This is a genomic window from Kitasatospora sp. NPDC101157 (assembly GCF_044768255.1).
Lineage (GTDB): Bacteria > Actinomycetota > Actinomycetes > Streptomycetales > Streptomycetaceae > Kitasatospora.
Genome location: NZ_JBIWPL010000028.1, coordinates 20,633 through 39,752 on the forward strand (window position 1 = coordinate 20,633; position 19,120 = coordinate 39,752).

The window sequence follows — 19,120 nt, forward strand, 5'->3', positions numbered from 1 at the left end:
GGTGGGTACGGGGTGGCTTTCAGGTGACCGTGACGACGCTGCTGTGCCAGCCGGTGGCGCCGGCGGGGTAGGGCGCCGCACGGTTCTCAATCTGGACGGTGCCGGTGGCGTCGGTGGCCCGGACCTCGATCCGGTGGGTGCCGGGGGTGGCCCCGGTCCAGGTGTGTGTCCACTGCCGCCACAGGTCGGGCCCCGGGTCGGCGGTGAGCAGGGCTTCCTGCCAGGGGCCGGCGTCGACGCGGACCTCGACGGCGGCGATGCCGCGATGGGTGGCCCACGCGGTGCCGGCCACGGTCACGTTCCCGGCGGGCACGCGGGCGAACGGCGCCGGGACCTCGATGCGCGAGGCGGTGCGGACCGCGCCGGTGCGGTCCCAGCCCCGGCGCACCCAGTACGGGTCGTAGGCGGCGAAGGTGGTGACGTCGAGATCGACGAGCCATTTGGTGGCCGAGGTGTAGCCGTAGAAGCCGGGGACGACGCTGCGGCACGGGAAGCCGTGTGCCACAGGCAGGGCCTCACCGTTCATCGCGACGGCGAGCAGCGCGGGGCGCCCGTCGAGCACGGATTCCAGCGGGGTGCCGATGGTCATGCCGTCCTGGGAGCGGCCGACGAGTTGGTCCGCGCCGGGCCGCACGCCGGCCCGGCGCAGCAGGGCCGGGAGGGAGGCGCCGAGCCAGCGGGTGGTGCCGACGTACGGGCCGCCGACCTCGTTGGAGACGCAGGACAGGGTGTGGTCGAGCTCCTCCAGCGGTTCGCGCAGCAGGTCGTCGAAGCTGATGAGGAGGGGGTGGTCGACCATGCCGCGGATGCGCAGGGTCCAGCGCCGCGGGTCGATGCGGGGCAGTGTGAGGGCGGTGTCCACCCGGTAGAAGTCCGGGTTGGGGGTGACGAACGGGGACAGGCCCGGGACGCCGGGGTGCAGGGCGGCGGCCAGGGGCGGCAGGGGCCGAGCGGCCAGGGGGAGGCGGACGTCGGTGCGGGCGGCACCGATGTCGTAGCGGCGGTCGGAGAGGATGCGGGCGCCGAGGCCGGCGAGCGCACCGACGGCGATCGTACCGCCGGTGGCGGCGAGGACGGCCCGGCGGGACGTGCCGCCGCCGCGTGCGGCGGGCTGCTCGCCCGGCCCGTCCGCGCTCACCGGGTGTTCCGGCGTCACCCGGTGGGGCGCGGCCGCGGGGGAGGCCGCCGGTGTGGCGGCGTGCAGCATCCGGGCGAGGACGAGTGCGGTCGCCGTGGCGGCCAGGCCGGCGGCCAGAGCGGGTGCGGCATCCGCGGCACCGGCTTCGGGCCGGGAGAGCGCGGCCCAGGTGCCGAGCAGTCCGAAGGCCGCGAAGACGCCCGCACCGAGCACGGGCCTGCGTGCGGCCAGCACGCCGGCGAACGCGGCGAGCAGTGCCGTCATCAGGTAGATCCCGCCGAGCAGCACCGGCTTGTCGTCGGTGCCGAACGTGCGAACGGCGTACTCCTTCAACGGTGTCGGCGTCAGATCGATCGCGGCGGAGCCGATCACGATGACCGGCGCGGTGCCGGGCCCGGTGAAGGCGGCGACCAGTTCACCGGCTCCGAGCGCGGCCGCCGCCGCGGCCCACCCGGTCGCCGCGGCGGCGGCCGCCCGCAGGAGCCGTCCGCGGCGATGCCCGGAACGGGCCGGGGGATGGGGTAGGTCGTTGCTCACGTCCGGGATTCGGTGCACCCGGTGCGGCGGATGGGTGCGAGTCCCAGCCGATTCACGGGCCGCGCTGCGGCACCGGCGCTCCGCCCGGCCGGTTCGGGCGCGGTCCCCGAGGTTTGGGTGTCCGCGTTGCGGCGCTGCCGGGGGCCGGCAGGGTCAGCGCTTCGGTGAGCCGGGTGAGCATGGTCTCGTCGGCGACGACTTCCAGGACCTCAGCAGTGCTTCGACCAGGGCGCCGTCGCCCGCCGCCATCGTTCGGCAGATCCGGACGACCAGATCGGCGGAGTCCTGCGGCCGCGGGTGGGCGGCACTCATGGGGTGTCACCCCGGGGATTCGCCGGACCACGAGTGGCCGGCCCGCTCACCGGGTTCGCGTGCGTGCCCTCGGGCCTGAGGACGCCGGCCCCGTGGAGGAGGCCGTCGAGCACCGCCCAGACCCATCGGCCCAGGTCCGCGCCGGGCGGCAGGGGCGGTGGAGTTCCGGCGAGGGAGCGCTCCGCGAAGCCGGTGTCCAGATGCGGCAGCCGTGCGTCGAGCACCGTGAGCCCGTCGCGGCGGTGCTCGGCCCGCACCGAGTCCAGCCAGGAGGCCAGGGCGGCCTTGGACGCCCGGTAGGCGGCGGTCCCCGGAACGGGGCGCTCGACGATGACGCCGGTCAGCGCCCCGATCGCGCCGCCCGGGGTGATGACGCCGAGCGCCCCTTCGAGCACGGCCACGGGGGCCGACGCGTTCACCGTCATGAGATGCTCCTGCACCGCGAGGGGCACCTCCCCGGCCCGGCCGAACGCGACCGCGCCGATGGCGACCAGCGCCGCGTCCAGCCCTCCCAGGCCGCGTGCGGCCCGTGCCGGGAGGTCACGGCAGCGTTCCAGGTCGTAGGCCTCGAAGACCTGCCCCCGGTCGGCGCCCGCGCGCCGTGCCACCTGGTCCAGGCGGACGGGATCCCGCCCGGCCACGGCGACCCGGGCCCCTCGGGCCGCCGCGGCCGCCGCCACCTCGGCGCCGATGACGCCGGTGGCCCCGACCACGAGCAGCCGCCATCCGTCCATCTCCACGACTACCTCCCAGCTGACGGGCGACGCCGGGCGTTCGATGGAACGGGCCGGCGGCGACCCGGTCGTCCTACCGCCGGTCACCGACCTGCCAGCACCCGGGGAAGCCGCTCGGCGACCGCATCCGCGAGACGCCCGAACTCCGCGCGCAGGAACGGCGCGGCCAGACGCGCCAGCCCGTTGAACCGGAGCGAAGCCCGGTAGACCAGCAGCGTGCGGCCGTCCAAGGTACGGACCGAGATGTCGTCGGTCGCGGTGACGGTGCGGTTGTGCCCGACGAAGACCAGCCGATCGGGTCGGTAGTCCTTGAGGCGGTAGTCCAGCTCCGTCTGCCTCCCCCTGAACCGCGAGGTGTTCCGCCAGCGCGCACCCGCCACCACGGGACCGGAGTCCAGACGCACGCACCTCACGGTGCCCGGATCCCACTCCGCAGTGTTCCCGAAGTCCGCCAGGTACCGCAGGACCTCTTCGGCCGGCTGCTCGACGACCATCCGGCGTTCCACGCTGATCATCGGATCTCCTTCCCGTTGCCTGGGGCCGTCCGCCCCGGCTGGTTGACGTCGCCCTACTCCTTCGTCGCGGACGCGTCCACGGATGGCAGAGGTTTTGCGTCAGGCCGGTGAGCCGGGCCTCGTACAGGGGCCACGGCGGGTGGTCGGTCGGCAGGCAGACGGTCCGGCCGCGGACCCGGGTGTGCAGGCCCCACCGGGCGGTCAGGAAGTCCGCCAGCGGCCCGGGACGCGCCAAGCGCTGCCCGATGTGCCCGGAGAGGACGCATGAGGTGTGGGTACCGCCGGAGCCCCTGGTCCCGGTCGCCAGGGCGTAGCTGCCCCCGTCGACCGCGCGGTGGATCGAGGGCCACCGGTACGGCAGCGCGAACAGGGCCCGCGCGGTCAGGACGGCGGCCAGCCGGGGGCAGTCGAGCGACCTGAACAGGACACCGCGACGACCCTGCCGGTCGACCGAGTAGAGCCGGACGTTGACCTCGGGAAAGCTGCCCAGGTACGGGAGGCCGGGGAAACGGCCGGGACCGAGGCGTGCCATGGCGAACGCGACGAGTCCCACCCAGCTGGTCCCGTGCCGGATATCCGGTGCGACACCGGGCGGGAGCAGGGGCGAGACGGAGGCGGGACTGACCGGCCAGTGCAGGAAGAGCGCGTGACGCCAGTACTGCGACAGCAGCGGCCGGCGGACCGGCCGGGCCGGGGTCGGCGTCACCGGTTCGACGAACATCGGTCACCTCCCACGGGCACCACGAAGCGGAGGGTGCGGCAGTGGCCACCCGGGCGGGAACCCGCATTGTTCCTGGAGGGGGAGAGGATCCGGGCAGCCTGCCCCGGATCCGCGGGTGCGGTTCCGGGGCAGCGGGGCACGGGCGGGAGCCCCGGAGATGGGCTTCGGGGCCCCGCGGTCGGGCCGGTCAGGCGGTCTTTCCGCCCGGCTCGTCCAGCCAGGCGCTGCGCGAGCCCTTGGCGGCGGGCGCTTCGCGTTCGTAGCCGGCGAGTGCCAGTCCGAGCCCGAAGAACGTGGGCGCCCATTCGCCCACGAAGATGCCCCACCGGTCTGCGCGTTCGACTCCGGCCTGTTCGGCCTTCATCGAGGTGATCCAGCTCAGCAGGGACAGGCCGATGGACCCGAACGCCGCCGCATAGGCGTGCTCACTGGTGATTCCGGCTTCGTGGAGCCTGCGCACGATGGTCATGACGTCCTCCAAGGGGCTGTGCTGTGACCGTTCCTGTTCCTCCACTTTCAGACCGCCGCCCGCAGAGCGGGAGTCGCATCGTTGATGCATCGTCCTGTCCGGCCGGGGCCGGCGGGATGCGCTCCCGGCCGGTCGGCCGGCGTGCGGGCGTCCGGCTCAGGCCGCTCGGAGCGCCGCGAGGCGGCGGAAGACGAGTGCGAGCACGAACGCCGAGGCGGCCGCCGTGATGGCGGCCGCGGGAGCGGCCGGTGTGCCCGTTGCCGCGCACAGGGCGCATGCGGCGGTCAGCGCCGCCAGTGCCGAGGCCAGGGCGGCGAGGAACCGGGGCCGGTGCCAGAGCCGTGCCAGGAGGGTCGGGCGCGCCCCGAGCAGGCGGTCCAGTGCCGGGTCGTCCCGCCGCAGGTGGGTCTCGATGTCGTCCAGCAGACGTTGCTCCTGGCCGGTGAGGTGTCGGTCCACGGCAGTGCCGCCCTTCGGTCGCCCCCTTCGCGCGTCAGCGTCTTACACCCTCCGCCCACGGCGCCGTGGCGCCTGTCGCATCGGTGGTGCGTCGACCGGGGGCGGCCGACGGTTCAGGGGCGGGAGGGCATGCACCCCAGGAGCGCGGAGGCGGCTCGGGCGGGGCCGTGAGGGCGTAGGCGGTCGCCGAGTGCGCCGGCGCCGTCCGCCCGGCCGGCGAGGAGGGCGGCGACGGCGCGGCCGGCGGCGGCGGGGGTGAGCGTGTTGGGGTCCAGGCATCGGCCGGCCGCGGCACGTTCGGCGTCGTGGGCGATGGCGAACTGGTCGCTGGAGAACGGCAGGACCAGTGTGGGCACGCCGGCGTGCAGGCACTCGGTGAACGAGTTGTTGCCGCCGTGGTGGACCATGGCGGCGGCGTGCGGGAGCAGTTCCTGCTGCGGGATCGTCGCAGCGACGTGGATCCGTTCGGGGTCGGCGCCGCGCAGCAGGGGGTCGGACGTGACGGCGCCGACGCGTTCGCCCGCGGCCACGACCACCGAGGCCGGGGTGTGCCGGAGGATTCCGGCCGCGGCGACGGCCAGGACGTCGTGACGGGCGGACAGGAAGGTGCCCAGGGCGACCAGGACCACCGGCCGCCCCTCGGCCGTCAGCCGGGTGAGGACGGCCTGCCAGTGCTCGTCCAGCGGCCCGGGGCCGGCTTCGGGCAGCAGGTGCCCGGCGTACAGGGCTCGGGGGCCGGCCGGTGGGGGCGGCAGCCACGGCAGGCCGGGGTAGTTGAACACGACGGCGTGCGGGGAGCACAGGGCGAAGGCCCGCTCGGGTTCCGGCCGGCCGGGCGCGTGGCGGCGGATGACCGCCGTGAACGCGTCGGTGAACGCGGTGTCGTTGGCGGCCGCCGCGCGGCGTAGCCGGTCGAGGTCGGCGGTGGCGGGGCGCAGGGTGTCCGGCCAGGCGTAGGGGAGGCCGAAGTAGGCGTCGGGCGCGGTCGGCAGGTAGCTGGGGTGGCCCGGGCAGAAGGTGGCGTACGGCAGATCGAGGCAGTGCAGGGCGAGGGTCGCGGAGTACGCGAGCTGGTCGACGAGGTACCAGTCGGGGCGCAGCCTCCGGTCGAGGGCGGCGAGGTCCCGCAGGACGTGCTCGGGGTCGGCGAGCATGTCGTCCCGGCGGTGACGGGCCTGGGTGAGCAGGGTCGCCGTCGGGCCGTCGTGCGTGGCGTCCAGGAACTCGCGCAGGCGACGGGCTTCGGCCCTGTCCTGCCGTGTGGTCTCGGCGACGCCGTGGTTCGCGTTGCGGGTGACCGCCAGTTCGGCGAAGCCGAGGCCGTTGGCGGTGGCGAGGTCGGCGAAGGCGCGTGTGCAGGCGAAGTCGACGCGGGCGCCGTGGCTGCTCAGCGCCGCGCCCAGGGCGGCCATCGGCCGGGCGTGGGAGTGGAACGGCGGGCTGATCACGGCGACGCGGGTCATGCGGTCCTGCCTCGGGGGCGGTGCTTCGCGGGCGGCCTCCGATGATGCCAGGCGCCCGGTGGCCGCCGCAGCCGGACGCCCGCCCCGGGCCGCCGCGGCGGACGGGTCGCGAGGCCGGCGGGCCGGGGCCAATCCGTTTCGTCGTGCGCTTCCGAAGCAGCCCCTGACCGTACGGCGACACGGGAGGAAGCACGATGACCCACTACGTCACACCGGCCGCGGCAGCTCCACGCATCGACGCCGTGGAGACCGGGGCCCTTGCCGCGTGGCGCAGGTTTCACTTCGCCCGGGACGTCACCGTCCTCCCGGGCGGTGACCTGCTCGGCCGGCTGGCACGGGCCGAGTACGGGGGATCGTGGGTGCGTCCCGACGCGGCGCTGCCGGTGTCCGACCGGCGTGCCGCGCGGCTGCGGCAGCTCGCACGGGGCGAACGCGCTGTACCGGCATGGATCCTGGCCGCCGCCGGTGCTGCGCCCGATCCGGCGCCCCGGGAGCGGACGGCGCTCGCGGAGGCCTGGGAGCGCAGCGCGGGCCTGGGCGACGGGCGGACCGCGACCCAGCAGATCCGCCGCAGGCTGCTCGCGGAGCCGGGACCGGCCGAGACCGCCTTCCTGCTCGACGTTGCGGATGCCAACGGTCTGCGACCGCTCTCGCTCCGGGAGGCGGCCGCGCTGGACCTCGTCGGCCGGGACCAGGCCCACGCGGTGTGGCGCTACCTGTCGGGGATTCCCGGCGCGGGCCCCGTGCTCCCGGGGGCCGACGGGGCGGGGGACGGCTACGAACGGCTCCTGCTGTCCGCCTGCGCCGAGCGGGCGCGACCCGGCTCGCCGTCCGGGCGGCGGTTCCGGGCGGCGTTCGCGGCCCTGGCCGAGCCCTCGCGGGGATCTCCGGTGGTTGCCCAGTCGATGCTGCTGGGCCGCCTGGAGGAACCCGGCGCCGGACTCAGCGGCGGAATGAGCGTCCTGCTGACCGGGCTGGGGGAGGCGCTTACGGCCGGTGCGGGCGTCGCAAGGGTCCTCACACTGACCACGGCCCGGACCGAGGAGGCGGAACGCACGGACCTGGTCCACTGGTTGGGGCGTGCACACGTGCTGGTGCGGTTGCCCGTGGACGCGTCCGAACCGCTCGATCCGGAGAACGCCGCCGGCCACCAGGCGGCGCTGGCCTGGTGGGCCGGCCGGGTCTTCGAACTCCCGGGCGCCCGACCGGACATCGCGCACGTCAGGTTCGCCGACGACGCCTCCCTCGCCGTCGCCCGGGCCGCCCGCCGCCACGGCTCGAAGCTCGCGTTCACCGTCACCCCCGACCCCCACCGCACGATGGACGAACGGCACACCGGCCTGGCTCCGCAACAGACCGGTGATGCCGCACGCGCGCTGCGCCTGGACCTGCACCGGGTCTTCGTCGCCGACCGCCTGGTGGCCCGCGCCGATCTGCTGGTGGCCATGCCGGGAAGGCCGGGGACGGGGGAACTCGCCGCGTACTTCCCGCAGTTGCGGGACCGGCGGGTCCACGTGCAGCCCGAGGGCATCGCCCCGTTCCGGCCCGCGCTGGAGGACGGGGCGACGGCCTACGGACTGCTCGGCCGTCTCTACGACGGCGGCGGGACGGGCAGCGGACTGGATGCCGCCGACCGCGACCTGCCGTTGTTGCTGTGCGTGGGACGGCTCCACCCCGTCAAGCAGCAGGAGCAACTGGTCCGGGCCTGGATGCTCGCGGGCCTCCACCACCGCACGACCCTGCTGCTGGTGGGCGGGTGCCCCGTGGCCCCGACCGCCGTCGAGGCGGAGGTGCGCCGCCGGCTCACCGAGCTCCTGGCGGCGGACCCGGTCGCGCGGCGTCGGGCGGCCTTGTGGCCCGCGCTGTCCAACCGGCATGTCCGGCTGCTGGAACGGGCGTTGGCGCAGGGCCGGCCGGGCTCCGCGCTGTACGTGTGCCCCAGTGCCAAGGAGGAGTTCGGGCTGGCCGTGCTGGAGGCCATGGAAGCGGGCCTCCCGGTGGCCGCCCCGCAGCGCGGCGGGGCCTCGCACTACCTGTGCGACGGCGTCAACGGGCGACTGCTGACCACCGAGTCGGCGGGGCGGCTGGCCGACGGCCTGCGCTCCCTGGTCGCCACCCCCGCGGCGGAACTGGCGGCGATGGCGAGGGCAGGGGCCGCGACGGTGCGCGAGCGTTTCGGCATCGACGCCATGGCCGCGTCCCTGGCCGACGCCTACCGGGCGACGTGCCGAACGGGCCGCCTCGCGGATCGGCCGCAGGACGGGGACGGCGGAGGCCCCGTGCCCGGCGTCGCGGGACGCGGCTGAGCGGGCGGGCGGTGGAGGCACCGTCTTCGCCTGCCGTCACGGGGGTGACTGGCCGCGGGCGCGTTCGGCGGCCAGCACCTCGGGCAGGCCGGTGAGACGGCGCAGGCCGGCGGCGGCCTGCGCCGTGCGGTGGTTGGCGGCGAGGAGGTCCCGGTGGCGGTGGACGAAGGCCCAGTAGCCGGTGGTGAACGGGCAGGCCCGGTCGCCGAGGCGTTCGGTGGGGCGGTAGCGGCAGGGACCGCAGTGGTCGCTCATCCGGTGCAGGTAGGCGCCACCCGCCGCGTAGGGCTTGGTGGTGACGAGGCCGCCGTCGGCGAACTGGGACATGCCGACGACGTTCGCGGTCATCACCCAGTCGTAGCCGTCGACGAAGCACCGGTGGAACCAGTCGGTGAGCTCGCGCGGATCCCAGCCGTGCTGGAGGGCCCAGTTGCCGAGCACCATCAGCCGGGGGATGTGGTGCACCCAGCCGTGATTGCGGACCTCCCCGAGGACGCCGGAGAGGCAGCGGGCAGTGACGGCGTCGGCGTCCAGGTCGCGGAACCAGGCGGGCAGCGGCTCGTGGTGGCCGAGCCGGTTGGCGTCGCGGTAGTCCGCGCCCAGGTGCCAGTAGAGCTGCCACACGTACTCGCGCCAGCCGGCGATCTGCCGCACGAAGCCCTCGGCGCTGTTGAGCGGCACCTGCCCGGCCCGGTACGCGGCCTCGGCCGCGCGCACGCACTCGCCGGGGTCGAGCAGACCGAGGTTGAGCGGGACGGACAGCGCGCTGTGGGCCATCCACGGGTCGGCGTGCAGCATGGCGTCCTCGTACCGCCCGAAGTCGGCGAGACGGTGGGCGACGAAGTGCGCGAGAGCCCGTTCGGCCTCCGGCCGGGTCGCGGCGAAGCGGCGCGGGCCGTCCCGGCCGACGAAGGCGACGTCCCCGTCGCGCTCCCAGCGGTCGAGGTCGGCCCGGACGCGCTCGTCGATGCCGTCCTCCTCGGGCTCGAAGGGCGGGGGGAGCGGCAGGGTGGCGGCGCCCTGGGGCGGTGGTTCGCGGTTGTCCCGGTCGAGGTTCCAGCGGCCGCCGGCCGGGCTGCCGTCCGGTTCCAGCAGCAGGTGCTCGGCGCGGCGCACCCGGTGGTAGAAGTCCTCCAGCAGCAGGCGCCGTTCACCGGGTTGGCCCGCCCAGCGGCGGAAGTCGGCGAAGGGCACGAGGAAGCCGCGCGGCGGCAGCACCGTGACGTGGGGGAGGGCGTCCACCAGGCCGAGGGCCGCGCGCGAGGTCGGGTGGTACACGGTGACCCGGCGGCGTCCGACGGCCCGGGCCAGGCCCTCGCGGTAGGTGTCGGCCTGGACGTAGCGCACCCGGTCGCCCAGGGCGTCCGCGGCGTGGCGCATCGCGGACAGCACCAGGTGGGCCTTCGCCCGGTGGAACCGCCGCCGGCGGAGAACCGAGCGGGCCTCGATCATGACGAGCGGGGCGTCCGGGTCGGGATCGTCCTCGCCGGGGGTGAGGCCGGCGGTGAGGAAGTGCGGCCCGAGCTGGTCGCCGAAGAGCCAGTGCGGGCGGGGCCCGCTCACGCCGGCGGCCCGGGCAGGTCGGCCGGCCTGGAGCCGAGGGGGCGCGCCGGAGCATCCTGGCGCTCGCCGGGTCCCGGGTGGCGGTGGCGCCAGTAGGGGTTGTCGAGCGGGAGCTTGCCGCTCACCCGGCCGTACATGCCGAACGTGGTGATCACCAGGCCCATGACGAAACTGAACAGCACGTTCTGGATGTGGAAGGCCAGGATGTTGGCCGACGAGTCCAGCAGCGCGAGGTTCACGAAGCCGCTGAGGACGAAGAGGGTGCCGACGGTGATGTTGACCGTGGAGGCGATGTTTCCGCCGATCACGGCGCCGCCGAGAAGGACCGCGGCCGTGACCACCGAGACGAGGCTGAGCAGGCCGTTGCTGGAGAGACCGGCGATCTTCTCGCCGTCGGTGCTGAAGAAGGGCAGTCCGTCCGAGAGTCCGAGAAAGCCGAAGACCAGCAGAGCGGCACCGCAGAGACCGGCTCCGGCGCGGTAGACCTGGGACAGTCGGTGATCGACCGGCAGTTCCTCGTGGAGTTTCATGGTCTGGAGTTTCATGGCCCGCTCCGTTCCTCGGTGATCGTGTCGGGCACGCGGCACGCGGGCCCTGTCTGGAGCATCGGCCGCGGTGTCCGACCGGAACAGTCGCAGCGGTGCCGCATCGTTTGCCTCGTTCGCGGATCGCCCGGAGGCGGCCCTCGTGCCCTCCGCAAAACGCTGCACAAACGATCCGACTCGTCCGGGTGGTGCGAAGCGATGCACCGTGAAGCCGTGACCTCGATGGTGAAGAGCATCAGCGTTTCCCGCTCCGTCAGCAGCGCCTGGCCGGTGTCCGAGGACATGCCCAGCGTCCTCCAGCGGGCGGGCCGCGGCGACGAGGCCGCGTTCGAAACGCTGTACCAGGCAGTCGCCGGGCCGGTCTACGGCGTCGCGCTGCGAACGCTGCGCAGCCCGGCCCACGCCGAGGAGGTCGCCCAGGAGGTCCTCCTCGAAGTGTGGCGCACCGCCTCCCGCTACCGGCCCGAGCAGGGATCCGTGATGGCGTGGGTGCTGACGATCGCGCACCGCCGGGCGGTGGACCGTGTGCGCTCCGTGCAGGCCTCCACCGAGCGTGACCTCCGTGTCGTCATCCAGGACCCGTACGAGTCGGAGTGCGACCCGCCGGAGTCCCAGGCAGTCCGCTCACTCGACCGGCAGCGGGTCCGGTCCGCTCTCGCCGAACTGAGTGCGGTGCAGCGCGAGGCCGTGGTGCTGGCCTACTACGGCGGCTACACGCAGCGCGAGATCGCGCACCGGGTCGGTGTGCCGCTGGGCACCGTGAAGACCCGGATCCGCGACGGGCTCATCCGGCTCCGGGCTGTCCTCGCACCCGCCGGCGACAGTGGGCGAGCTGTCGGCCGGGCCGCTCCTCGGACCGTGCCGCGTGGCAGGGGCCCGGCAGTGACGGCGGCGGGGCCGAGCCCGGAATCGGTGGGGGACTACCCGCGTCCGCCGGTGGTCCGCGCCGCCCGCGGCAGACTCGTCCAGGTGTGGTTCGGCGGAGCGCTGATCGCGGAGCCTCGGCGCAACGACCGGGAGGAGCTGAACTCCACTCTTCCGCACCCTTCCCCGTAGCCGGAGGACGTCATGACCGTCAATCACCGGATTCCCGCCCGCGAGCGCCCCGTGCCCGCAGTTCCTCCCACCGAGACGCCCGAGTGCGAGTCGTCGACGTGCTCGGGCATCTCGACCCCTGAGTCGGTCGAACTGCACACGGCCTGGCCCGGCTGGATCCCGCTGCTGATCATCGCCGTCATGGTGGTGTCCTGCGTGGGGTTCGCCGTGGGGAGGATCGCGGGATGGTGACGACCACCCCGGGACGCGATGACGCCGGGCCGTCGGACGGCGACTCCGTCGGTGCCCCCGGCCCCGCCGATGACGTGGGTCTGCCCACGGGGGCCGTGGCCCAACAGCTCGGCGTCTCCCCCACCACGGTCCGCTCCTGGGAGCGCCGCTACGGCATCGGCCCCGCCAACCGGGAGGCCGGCCACCACCGTCGGTGGGCCCGGCAGGACATCGCCGTCCTGGAGGCCATGTGCCGGCTGACCGCCCGAGGGGTACCCCCCGGCGAGGCGGCCCGAGCGGCCCTGGCCGGGAGGGGATCCGTCACCGAGAACCACACGGCGGGTCCCGCCCTCCGTCGGCCGGATCCGCTTCCTCGGGACGAGGTCCAGGCCGTCCGCCGCCCCACTGCGGGAGGGAGTCGCGCCCTGGGCGTCGGAACGGTGCGCCCCGAGTGCCGCGGCCTGGCGCGCGCGGCGGTGCGCCTCGACGCGCCGCAGATCGTCGCGATCCTGCGCGAAGCGGTCGCCACCCTCGGGGTGATCGACGCGTGGACCGAGGTCATGATGCCCGCGCTGCGCGCCGCAGGCCGCAAATGGGCGGCGGACGGCGAGCAGTACGTCGAGGTCGAACACCTGCTGTCCTGGCACGTCTCCACCGTTCTGCGCGGCGCCGCGGTGGCCACTGCTGCCACCCGGCCCGTATCGCCCGTCCTGCTGGCCGCGACGCCCACCGAACTGCACACGCTCCCGCTGGAGGCGACGTCCGCCGCGTTGGCCGAGCGCGGCGTCCCCTTCCGCATGCTGGGGGCTGCCGTCCCGCCCCGGGCCCTGCTCGACGCCGTCCAGCGGCTCGGCCCGGCGGCCGTGATGATCTGGTCCCAGGACCGGCGCAGCGCGGAACACGAGCTGGTACGCCGCGTCAGCGCCAGTGTCTGGGGGCCGCGCGGCTCGCGCGGCGGGGCGGTCGTCGTCGCCGCAGGCCCCGGCTGGGCCCGGTCCCGGCTGCCGATCGGCGCCGTTTGTCCCCGCACCCTGGCGGACGCCGTCGACTTCCTGGAACAGACGGTGACGAACTGAATCCGCCGGCCGGGTGCCGGCCCACTCCGCGGTCCGGGAGGTCCGCAACGGCTGACGGCCCGTGTGCTGCGCCGCCCTTCGTCCGGGGGCGGCGCACCACCCGTCAGCTCTCGGACCGTCGGAGCAGGTAGGTGTCCATGCTCCAGCCCTTGCGTGCGCGGGCCTGCTCGCGCAGCTCGCGGATCCTCGGGGCGGCCTCGGCGAGCGGGCCGGCGACGAGGATTTCGTCGGGGTGCCGAGGTAGGCGCCGTAGCGGATCTCCAGCCCCTCGGGGTCGATCTCGGTGAACGCGGCCCGGCCGTCGAGCATGACCATCACGTCGTCCACGTCCTCGGGGAAGCCTTCGGCCGATCGGCGGCCGGTGGTGATCTGCACCGGACGGCCGACCCGGGTCAGCGTGGTGCGGTGACGGGCGGCGAGCGCGGAGACGCTGCTGATGTCCGGGACCACCTCGTGGTCGACGACGCCTGCCGCGTCCCCGGAAGACCTGATGTGCGAGTAGAACCTGATGACGGGTACGGCGCGCACACGCCTGTGTCCGACAGGGCACTTCTCCCAGAGGGAGTCCTCAGTTGTCGTGGTCGTACGCCACGGTGACAGGTGCGTGGTCCGACCAGCGTTCGGCGTGGGTGGCGGCACGCTCGACGTAGGCCTCGACGGCCTCGGCGGCGAGACCGGGCGAATGGCGACCTGGAGGTCGATTCTCCAGCGGATGGACGCCTTTTCTCAAAGGGTCCACTCGTTCGAGCCGGCCAGACCTTCGCCGACGACTGGACCCAAGCCGACCAGGAAGGGCGCCGCCAGCACCTCCTCGGCCTCAAAGCCCGTCTCTGCATGACACCCACCACCGAAGGCTGGTACCTGCCCGCCGAACGTGGCGCCCGTCTACAGCAACTGGAGGGGCTCTGCACATTCGGCGGTGGCAGTGTGGCGCCTGTGATCGCCATGGGCCGGGGTCTTTTCGGCAGCCGAACTGTCACAGCGGTCGGCGACCGGCTTTTCGCCGAGCCGGACAGGTCCAGGACCGTCAGGGCCGTGTGGCCGGATTGAGGTGTCCGGGCCACACGGCCTTGGTGGTGGTCGGTCCGGTCAGGTCTGGTGGTTCTCGGCCTGACGGATGAGCCGAGGTGGTCAGCCGATCTCGATGCCGCCGGTGCCGACGGGCAGGACGGGGAACGCGACGCCGCCGACGGTGAGTTGGGGGCACGAACGGCGGTGCAACGACCTCGCACCACAGGTGGGCTCGGCCCGACCCGCACGGCGGGTCCGGGCCCGTGGGCGACCGTCCCACGTATCCTCCTGACAACCGGACGACCCTGGACCGGGAACCGGTGAACATGGCGCGTTCACGACCGGCGCACCCGGAGCACGCCAGCCCCGCACGGGGAGCGCACACGGACGACCGCTCTCCGCCCGCCCCACCCGAGCACTCCGCCCCCACCGCTGACCACCAAGGACCGGCGCCGGGCGCCGCCCGGACACGTCGCTCACCGCCGCTGGTAGGTGCAGCTGCCAGCGGGCACGGTGTGGGTCCTGGCGGTCAGCGAGACGTTGACGGTCCTCGGTGTAGTTGCACTCACGTCACACGACGTGATCCAGCTGGTCGGGCCTCACCGCGCGAGGGCGAATCCCACGGATTGACCACGACCCGATACTCGCCCTGGTGAGGTGACCGTCACGGCTGCGGGCCTCCGCTGAACGAGGGGAACCAAAGGCGGTCATCTGGGCATCCATTAACCTGTTCACCCCAAAAGCGATCGAATGGACACGGGGGAGGGCTGATGGCGGACGGATTCAAGGTCGACCTGGATTCCCTCGACAAGGCGGCCTCGGGCATCACCGACACCTTGGCAAAGCTTCAGTTCAAGAAGGTCAGTGACCTCGACCACAAGAAGGAGGACATCGGTCACGACCATCTGGCCGACGTCCTCGGGCACTTCCTGAAACGCTGGGAGATCGGCGTGGAGAACCTTGGGAAGGACGCCTCCCAGGTCTCCCAGCGCCTCAACGCGAGCGTGAAGGCGTACGGACAGCTCGAAGGGCAGCTCGCCGGGCACCTGCACGGCACGCTCAGCCGTGACAGCGGTGAGGACCCGGGGGCGAAGTAGTGGCGAAGGAACTCGGAGAGACGTCCGACCCGAAGGAGCTCGTACCCGGCGACCCGGAAGCGGTCGGGTCGACCGCCGCCTGGCTGAAGAGCTACGGAGACACCCTGCACTCGACCGGTGAGGGGCTCAAACGGATCGACACCACCGACGGGTGGTCGGGTGAGGCCGGTGACGCGTTCCGGGCCGCCTTCAAGGGCGAGCCCCAGAAGTGGCTGGAGGCGGGTGACTGCTTCCACGACGCCGCCACCGCGCTGACCACCTACAAGTCGACCCTGGAGTGGGCACAAGGGCAGGCCAAGGACGCGATCCGGCAGTGGGGCGAAGCCCAGGCCGCGACCGACAAGGCCAAGACCGAGCACGACGCCCAGGAGAAGAGCGAAGGCCACACGCTGCCGTTCACCGATCCCGGCGACGGCACCCGGACTGCCGCCCAGCACACCCTGAGCAACGCGCGGAGCCAGCTCAAGACCGCGGGTGACACCGCAGCCGACGCGATAGCCAAGGGCCGCGACAAGGCCCCTGAGGAGCCCGGCTGGCTGGACAAGGTGGGCGACTTCTTCTCCGACGCCGGGGACTTCCTCGAGGACATGGGCAAGACCGCCGTCGCGGACCTGGCCTCCGTCGGCAACGCGATGATCCACGACCCGGGCTCCGTCCTGGAGATCGCGGGCGGCCTCGGCCTCGCGACGCTCGGCGCCGGCGGCGAGGTCCTGGGCGTCGGCCTGGACCTGACGGGTGTCGGTGCGGCCATCGGCATCCCCGTCAACGTCGCCTCGGCCGGCGTCATCGCCACCGGCCTCGGCATGGCCGGTATCGGCGCGGCCAACATCGCCAACGACGCGATGGGGCCCGACCGGGTCCAGATGGAGGGCAACGGCGGGGGCGGCGGAAGCAGCACCCCGGACATGCGCACCCAGCCGTCCAGGGCGGCCGACCCCAACGCCACCCCCGAGGGACGCGTCACCAACATCCCCAAGAACGCGGACGACACGACCAGGCGCGCGTTCACCCGGGAGAACGAGTCGGCCGACATCCTCGCGAAGAACGGCTACAAGGTCGAGCAGAACCCCGACGTTCCCGGCACGACCAAGAACCCCGACTACCGTGTCGAGGGCGAGGTGATGGACTGCTACGCGCCCACCGCGAAGAACCCGCGTTCCATCGCCACCGGTATCCAGAAGAAGGTCGACGAGGGACAGGCGGACCGCATCGTGCTGAACCTGTCCGACAGCGACGTCGACGTGGGCGCCATGCGCAAGCAGCTGAACGACTGGCCGATCGATGGGCTGAAGGAGGTCACCGTGATCGACAAGGCCGGAAAGGTGATCTCCCTCTACCCGTAGCAGAACAGAAAGACGGACATGGCAATCTCCTACAGCCTCGAACTGGTGACCCCGTGGTCCACGGCCCAGGTCGCCCAGACGTTCGCCGACGTCGCCCGGTCCCTGCGGCTCGTCGACGCCTCCGCGACTGTCGACGCGATGCTCGGCGACGGCGTGCTCACGGTGTACGGCACCTGGCTCCGAGTGGCCACCCGCAAGCCCACTCCGTGGGGGGACCCGGAGATCGGCGGCCGCGTCTTCACCCCGACCGTCTCGATCGTGTTCCGGCTGGGCAAGGACGCCGACATCTCCGGCCAGCAGGACGACATGACCCGCCTCGCCGACGGCCTGCTGGCGCAGGTGCCCGGCGACGCGGTCCTGCACCTCGACTACGAGGACGTCTGGATGGTCCGCCAGAACGGCGAGTTGACCCTGAGTGAGCGCTCCGACTTCTGGCCGCCGAACCGCCTGGCCGGCATCTCGGCGCCGTACCGCCGCCGGAGCCAGGAATTCGTCGACGAGGAGTGAGCAATGCGCTGGGCCCGGAAGTACAGCTTGCTTCCGGGCCCAGCCCCTTTTGCGGCTCTTCTGCCGGTCGGGACTGCGGTCGCCAGAACAGGACGGCTCCGGCGGAGTGGGCCGGGGCATCATGCGTGCTGCCGTGCGGGGTGGGCGCAGCAACCCGGGGCGCTCCGCCCGACGGCCGGGCCCGCCAGGGGTGGAGGTGTCGCGGGCGGCGGAGGGTCACCGCGCCGGTTTGCCGCCGCCCTGCCAGTCCCTCGGTGCCATGCCGTAGGCCGCACGGAAGGCGCGGCTGAAGTGGCTGGAGTTGGCGAAGCCCCAGCGGCGGGCGATCCCCGCCACCCCGAGTTCCGCGGCCATCGGGCGGAGGAGGTCGCGGCTGCAGCGTTCCAGACGTTGGGCGCGGATCCAGCTGCTGACCGTGGTGTTTTCGAGGCGGAAGAGCTTGTGGAGGAATCGGACCGACATGAAGTTCGCCTCCGCGATCGTGGACGGGGAGAGGTCCGGATCGCGGAGGTTGCGCAGGATGTGCTCCTTGACCCGCTCCAGCGAGGCCGCGCTCCGGGAGGCCTGCGGCCGGGAGCGCCCGGACCGGTCGTCGACCAGCAGCGCCAGCAGGTCGAGCGCGGTGGCCGCGGCCCGACGGCCGACGGCCTCGTCCAGCCCCGCCGCCTCGCGCGCCATCTGCGAGAGGTAGGTCGCCACCAGTGCGGCGCTGCCCTCGGCCCCGCTGAACGAGGTCGCGGTGAGCGCCCGCAGGTCCCGCTCCGGGACGTCCAACTCCGCGCGGGGGAAAAGGAAGGAGGTGAAGACGAACCTCTCGTCCATCCTCTTCCGGAAGACCCGGGAGGTGTCGGTGATGGAGAACTCGCCCGGCCGGATGGCCGACTCCCTGCCGTCCTGCTCCTTGAGCGCGGTGCCACGCTCCTGCAGGGTGAGGATCAGCGACGGGGGGCCGCCCTCGGCGATCATGCGCCGGCTGCGAGTCGCCACCTGGGGCCCCGCCTGGACCCTCGATATCCGCACCGGGCCGAGTTGCCGGCAGACGATCACCCCGGGCGACGGCACCTCCTCCAGGAAGTCCACTGCCATCGGCACGTAGGCGTGGGACACCGCCTCGCGCCAGCTCTCGGCCCGGTCGGAGGCGGACAGTCGCGCGGTGGAGAGAGATGCGGGCACCGGGTTCCCCTCGGGTCGGTCGGCCGACGGTGGTCCCGTCCACCGCCGTGCCGTCCGGACCACCATGCCAGCGGGCCCGGGGCGGGGCATCGCGTGAACCTACCAGATCGGGGACGTGACCCTCACCTGACGGCCGCACCGGTGGCGGCGCTGGTGACGTGGCGCTGGGCGACGACGAGCAGGACGGCGGCGGGCATGGACGCCAGGACGGTGGTGGCCATCACGGCGTTCCACTGGTTGGTGTGGGCGCCGAGGTACTGGTAGACGCCCAGGGTGATCGGCCGGACGGTGTCCGTGGTGGTCAGGGTGAGGGCGAAGAGGAAGTCGCTCCAGGCGAAGAGGAAGGTGAAGACACCGGCCGTGACCAATGCGTTCCGGCTCAACGGGAGCACCACGGAGCGGAAGACGCGCAGCCGGCCCGCGCCGTCCACCCGCGCGGCCTCGATGATCTCCCCGGGGATGCTCCGCATGAACGAGTGCAGGATGACGATCGCGAAGGGGATGCCGGCGGTGGAGTCGGCGAGGATCAGCCCGAGGTGGGAGTTCAGGAGTCCCAGGTCGTTGTAGGCACCGTAGAGCGCGTTGGCCACCGCGATGCTCGGCACCATCTGGGTGGTCAGGATGCCGAGGAGCACGACGTTGGTGCCGCGCAGGCGGAACCGGGCCAGCGCGTGTGCCGCCGGCGCCGCGAGTGCCAGGCTGAGCACCGCGCTGCCGAGGGCCACCACGAGGCTGGTGACGAGGTTGCGCCCCTGGTCGCGCAGCGCGGTGGCGTACCCGCTGAGGTCCGGATGGAGCGGGAACCACCCTCCGCGCAAGGTGTTGCCGGCCGGCTGGAGGGAGGCGTTCACCAGCCAGTAGACGGGAAACAGCATCAGCGCGAGC

General features: G+C 73.4%; 17 protein-coding genes and 3 pseudogenes. 7 read left to right on the forward strand and 13 right to left on the reverse strand.

Going from position 1 to position 19,120, the window contains the following annotated elements:
• Window positions 1–19: 19 nt before the first annotated feature.
• The 7 genes and pseudogenes from ACIRVF_RS35740 to ACIRVF_RS35770 all read right to left on the reverse strand — a co-directional run bounded on the left by ACIRVF_RS35740 (window position 20) and on the right by ACIRVF_RS35770 (window position 6,348).
• A complete protein-coding gene (locus ACIRVF_RS35740; protein ID WP_402827627.1) occupies window positions 20–1,675 on the reverse strand; it encodes a molybdopterin-dependent oxidoreductase in 1,656 nt (551 codons plus the stop codon).
• A 308-nt stretch (window positions 1,676–1,983) separates the two neighbouring features.
• Window positions 1,984–2,721 (reverse strand): SDR family NAD(P)-dependent oxidoreductase, encoded by a 738-nt coding sequence (locus tag ACIRVF_RS35745; RefSeq protein WP_402827832.1) that lies wholly within the window; start codon window positions 2,719–2,721, stop codon window positions 1,984–1,986.
• A gap of 83 nt (window positions 2,722–2,804) precedes the next feature.
• Entirely contained in the window at window positions 2,805–3,236 is a 432-nt protein-coding gene (locus ACIRVF_RS35750) for an SRPBCC family protein (protein ID WP_402827630.1), read from the reverse strand.
• A 100-nt stretch (window positions 3,237–3,336) separates the two neighbouring features.
• Window positions 3,337–3,957: pseudogene (locus ACIRVF_RS35755) on the reverse strand (YqjF family protein); the annotation flags it as partial.
• 187 nt (window positions 3,958–4,144) lie between these two features.
• A complete protein-coding gene (locus ACIRVF_RS35760; protein WP_402827633.1) occupies window positions 4,145–4,426 on the reverse strand; it encodes a hypothetical protein in 282 nt (93 codons plus the stop codon).
• 156 nt (window positions 4,427–4,582) lie between these two features.
• The gene (locus tag ACIRVF_RS35765; RefSeq protein WP_402827636.1) at window positions 4,583–4,885 is read right to left on the reverse strand and encodes a DUF3040 domain-containing protein; all 303 of its coding nucleotides are present in this window, start codon (window positions 4,883–4,885) and stop codon (window positions 4,583–4,585) included.
• Between the two features lie 113 nt (window positions 4,886–4,998).
• The gene (locus ACIRVF_RS35770; protein WP_402827639.1) at window positions 4,999–6,348 is read right to left on the reverse strand and encodes a glycosyltransferase; all 1,350 of its coding nucleotides are present in this window, start codon (window positions 6,346–6,348) and stop codon (window positions 4,999–5,001) included.
• A gap of 194 nt (window positions 6,349–6,542) precedes the next feature.
• Between ACIRVF_RS35770 and ACIRVF_RS35775 the strand changes: the two genes are divergently transcribed.
• Window positions 6,543–8,654: a glycosyltransferase gene (locus tag ACIRVF_RS35775; RefSeq protein WP_402827642.1), complete on the forward strand. Its 2,112-nt coding sequence runs from the start codon at window positions 6,543–6,545 to the stop codon at window positions 8,652–8,654.
• Window positions 8,655–8,690: 36 nt separating this feature from the next.
• Here ACIRVF_RS35775 and ACIRVF_RS35780 read toward each other — a convergent pair whose 3' ends face one another.
• Both ACIRVF_RS35780 and ACIRVF_RS35785 read right to left on the reverse strand, forming a co-directional pair.
• Window positions 8,691–10,217, reverse strand: a complete 1,527-nt coding sequence (locus ACIRVF_RS35780; protein WP_402827645.1) for a cryptochrome/photolyase family protein — start codon at window positions 10,215–10,217, stop codon at window positions 8,691–8,693.
• A complete protein-coding gene (locus tag ACIRVF_RS35785) occupies window positions 10,214–10,747 on the reverse strand; it encodes a DUF4383 domain-containing protein (RefSeq protein ID WP_402827835.1) in 534 nt (177 codons plus the stop codon). The genes ACIRVF_RS35780 and ACIRVF_RS35785 overlap by 4 nt, the downstream gene beginning before the upstream one ends.
• A gap of 237 nt (window positions 10,748–10,984) precedes the next feature.
• On the opposite strand from ACIRVF_RS35785, the gene sigK reads away from it, so the two are divergent.
• From sigK to ACIRVF_RS35800, 3 genes are read left to right on the forward strand one after another with little or no spacing between them, the layout of a single operon-like run.
• Window positions 10,985–11,818: an ECF RNA polymerase sigma factor SigK gene (gene sigK / locus ACIRVF_RS35790; protein ID WP_402827838.1), complete on the forward strand. Its 834-nt coding sequence runs from the start codon at window positions 10,985–10,987 to the stop codon at window positions 11,816–11,818.
• A gap of 12 nt (window positions 11,819–11,830) precedes the next feature.
• Window positions 11,831–12,049, forward strand: coding sequence for a DUF6480 family protein (locus ACIRVF_RS35795; RefSeq protein ID WP_402827648.1), 219 nt, complete (start codon window positions 11,831–11,833; stop codon window positions 12,047–12,049).
• Window positions 12,043–13,104: a MerR family transcriptional regulator gene (locus ACIRVF_RS35800; protein ID WP_402827650.1), complete on the forward strand. Its 1,062-nt coding sequence runs from the start codon at window positions 12,043–12,045 to the stop codon at window positions 13,102–13,104. Before ACIRVF_RS35795 ends, ACIRVF_RS35800 begins: the two co-directional genes overlap by 7 nt.
• A gap of 103 nt (window positions 13,105–13,207) precedes the next feature.
• On the opposite strand, the pseudogene ACIRVF_RS35805 reads toward ACIRVF_RS35800, so the two are convergent.
• A pseudogene (locus ACIRVF_RS35805) lies at window positions 13,208–13,563 on the reverse strand (precorrin-6A synthase (deacetylating)); the annotation flags it as partial.
• A 109-nt stretch (window positions 13,564–13,672) separates the two neighbouring features.
• Window positions 13,673–13,812 (reverse strand): annotated as a pseudogene (locus ACIRVF_RS35810) (exodeoxyribonuclease III); the annotation flags it as partial.
• A 1,073-nt stretch (window positions 13,813–14,885) separates the two neighbouring features.
• Between ACIRVF_RS35810 and ACIRVF_RS35815 the strand changes: the two are divergent.
• From ACIRVF_RS35815 to ACIRVF_RS35825, 3 genes are read left to right on the forward strand one after another with little or no spacing between them, the layout of a single operon-like run.
• Window positions 14,886–15,212, forward strand: a complete 327-nt coding sequence (locus ACIRVF_RS35815; protein ID WP_402827653.1) for a hypothetical protein — start codon at window positions 14,886–14,888, stop codon at window positions 15,210–15,212.
• Complete coding sequence (locus ACIRVF_RS35820; RefSeq protein WP_402827656.1) at window positions 15,212–16,555, forward strand: putative T7SS-secreted protein; 1,344 nt, start codon at window positions 15,212–15,214, stop codon at window positions 16,553–16,555. Before ACIRVF_RS35815 ends, ACIRVF_RS35820 begins: the two co-directional genes overlap by 1 nt.
• An 18-nt stretch (window positions 16,556–16,573) precedes the next feature.
• Window positions 16,574–17,062 carry a SitI3 family protein gene (locus ACIRVF_RS35825; protein WP_402827659.1) on the forward strand — a complete coding sequence of 163 codons (489 nt, stop codon included), beginning with the start codon at window positions 16,574–16,576 and terminating at the stop codon, window positions 17,060–17,062.
• A gap of 216 nt (window positions 17,063–17,278) precedes the next feature.
• Here ACIRVF_RS35825 and ACIRVF_RS35830 read toward each other — a convergent pair whose 3' ends face one another.
• Together ACIRVF_RS35830 and ACIRVF_RS35835 are read right to left on the reverse strand one after the other, a co-directional pair.
• On the reverse strand, window positions 17,279–18,235 hold the full coding sequence (locus ACIRVF_RS35830; protein ID WP_402827662.1) for a helix-turn-helix domain-containing protein: 957 nt from the start codon (window positions 18,233–18,235) through the stop codon (window positions 17,279–17,281).
• Window positions 18,236–18,357: 122 nt separating this feature from the next.
• Window positions 18,358–19,110 (reverse strand): carbohydrate ABC transporter permease, encoded by a 753-nt coding sequence (locus ACIRVF_RS35835; protein ID WP_402827841.1) that lies wholly within the window; start codon window positions 19,108–19,110, stop codon window positions 18,358–18,360.
• Window positions 19,111–19,120: the final 10 nt, after the last annotated feature.

Excerpts from the sequence above, each read along its gene's own strand:
- ACIRVF_RS35745 (WP_402827832.1), bottom strand. The coding sequence starts at position 2,721 with ATGGACGGATGGCGGCTGCTCGTGGTCGGGGCCACCGGCGTCATCGGC.
- ACIRVF_RS35750 (WP_402827630.1), bottom strand. The coding sequence starts at position 3,236 with ATGATCAGCGTGGAACGCCGGATGGTCGTCGAGCAGCCGGCCGAAGAG.
- ACIRVF_RS35760 (WP_402827633.1), bottom strand. The coding sequence starts at position 4,426 with ATGACCATCGTGCGCAGGCTCCACGAAGCCGGAATCACCAGTGAGCAC.
- ACIRVF_RS35770 (WP_402827639.1), bottom strand. The coding sequence starts at position 6,348 with ATGACCCGCGTCGCCGTGATCAGCCCGCCGTTCCACTCCCACGCCCGG.
- ACIRVF_RS35775 (WP_402827642.1), top strand. The coding sequence starts at position 6,543 with ATGACCCACTACGTCACACCGGCCGCGGCAGCTCCACGCATCGACGCC.
- ACIRVF_RS35785 (WP_402827835.1), bottom strand. The coding sequence starts at position 10,747 with ATGAAACTCCACGAGGAACTGCCGGTCGATCACCGACTGTCCCAGGTC.
- sigK (WP_402827838.1), top strand. The coding sequence starts at position 10,985 with ATGGTGAAGAGCATCAGCGTTTCCCGCTCCGTCAGCAGCGCCTGGCCG.
- ACIRVF_RS35795 (WP_402827648.1), top strand. The coding sequence starts at position 11,831 with ATGACCGTCAATCACCGGATTCCCGCCCGCGAGCGCCCCGTGCCCGCA.
- ACIRVF_RS35800 (WP_402827650.1), top strand. The coding sequence starts at position 12,043 with ATGGTGACGACCACCCCGGGACGCGATGACGCCGGGCCGTCGGACGGC.
- ACIRVF_RS35815 (WP_402827653.1), top strand. The coding sequence starts at position 14,886 with ATGGCGGACGGATTCAAGGTCGACCTGGATTCCCTCGACAAGGCGGCC.
- ACIRVF_RS35825 (WP_402827659.1), top strand. The coding sequence starts at position 16,574 with ATGGCAATCTCCTACAGCCTCGAACTGGTGACCCCGTGGTCCACGGCC.
- ACIRVF_RS35835 (WP_402827841.1), bottom strand. The coding sequence starts at position 19,110 with ATGCTGTTTCCCGTCTACTGGCTGGTGAACGCCTCCCTCCAGCCGGCC.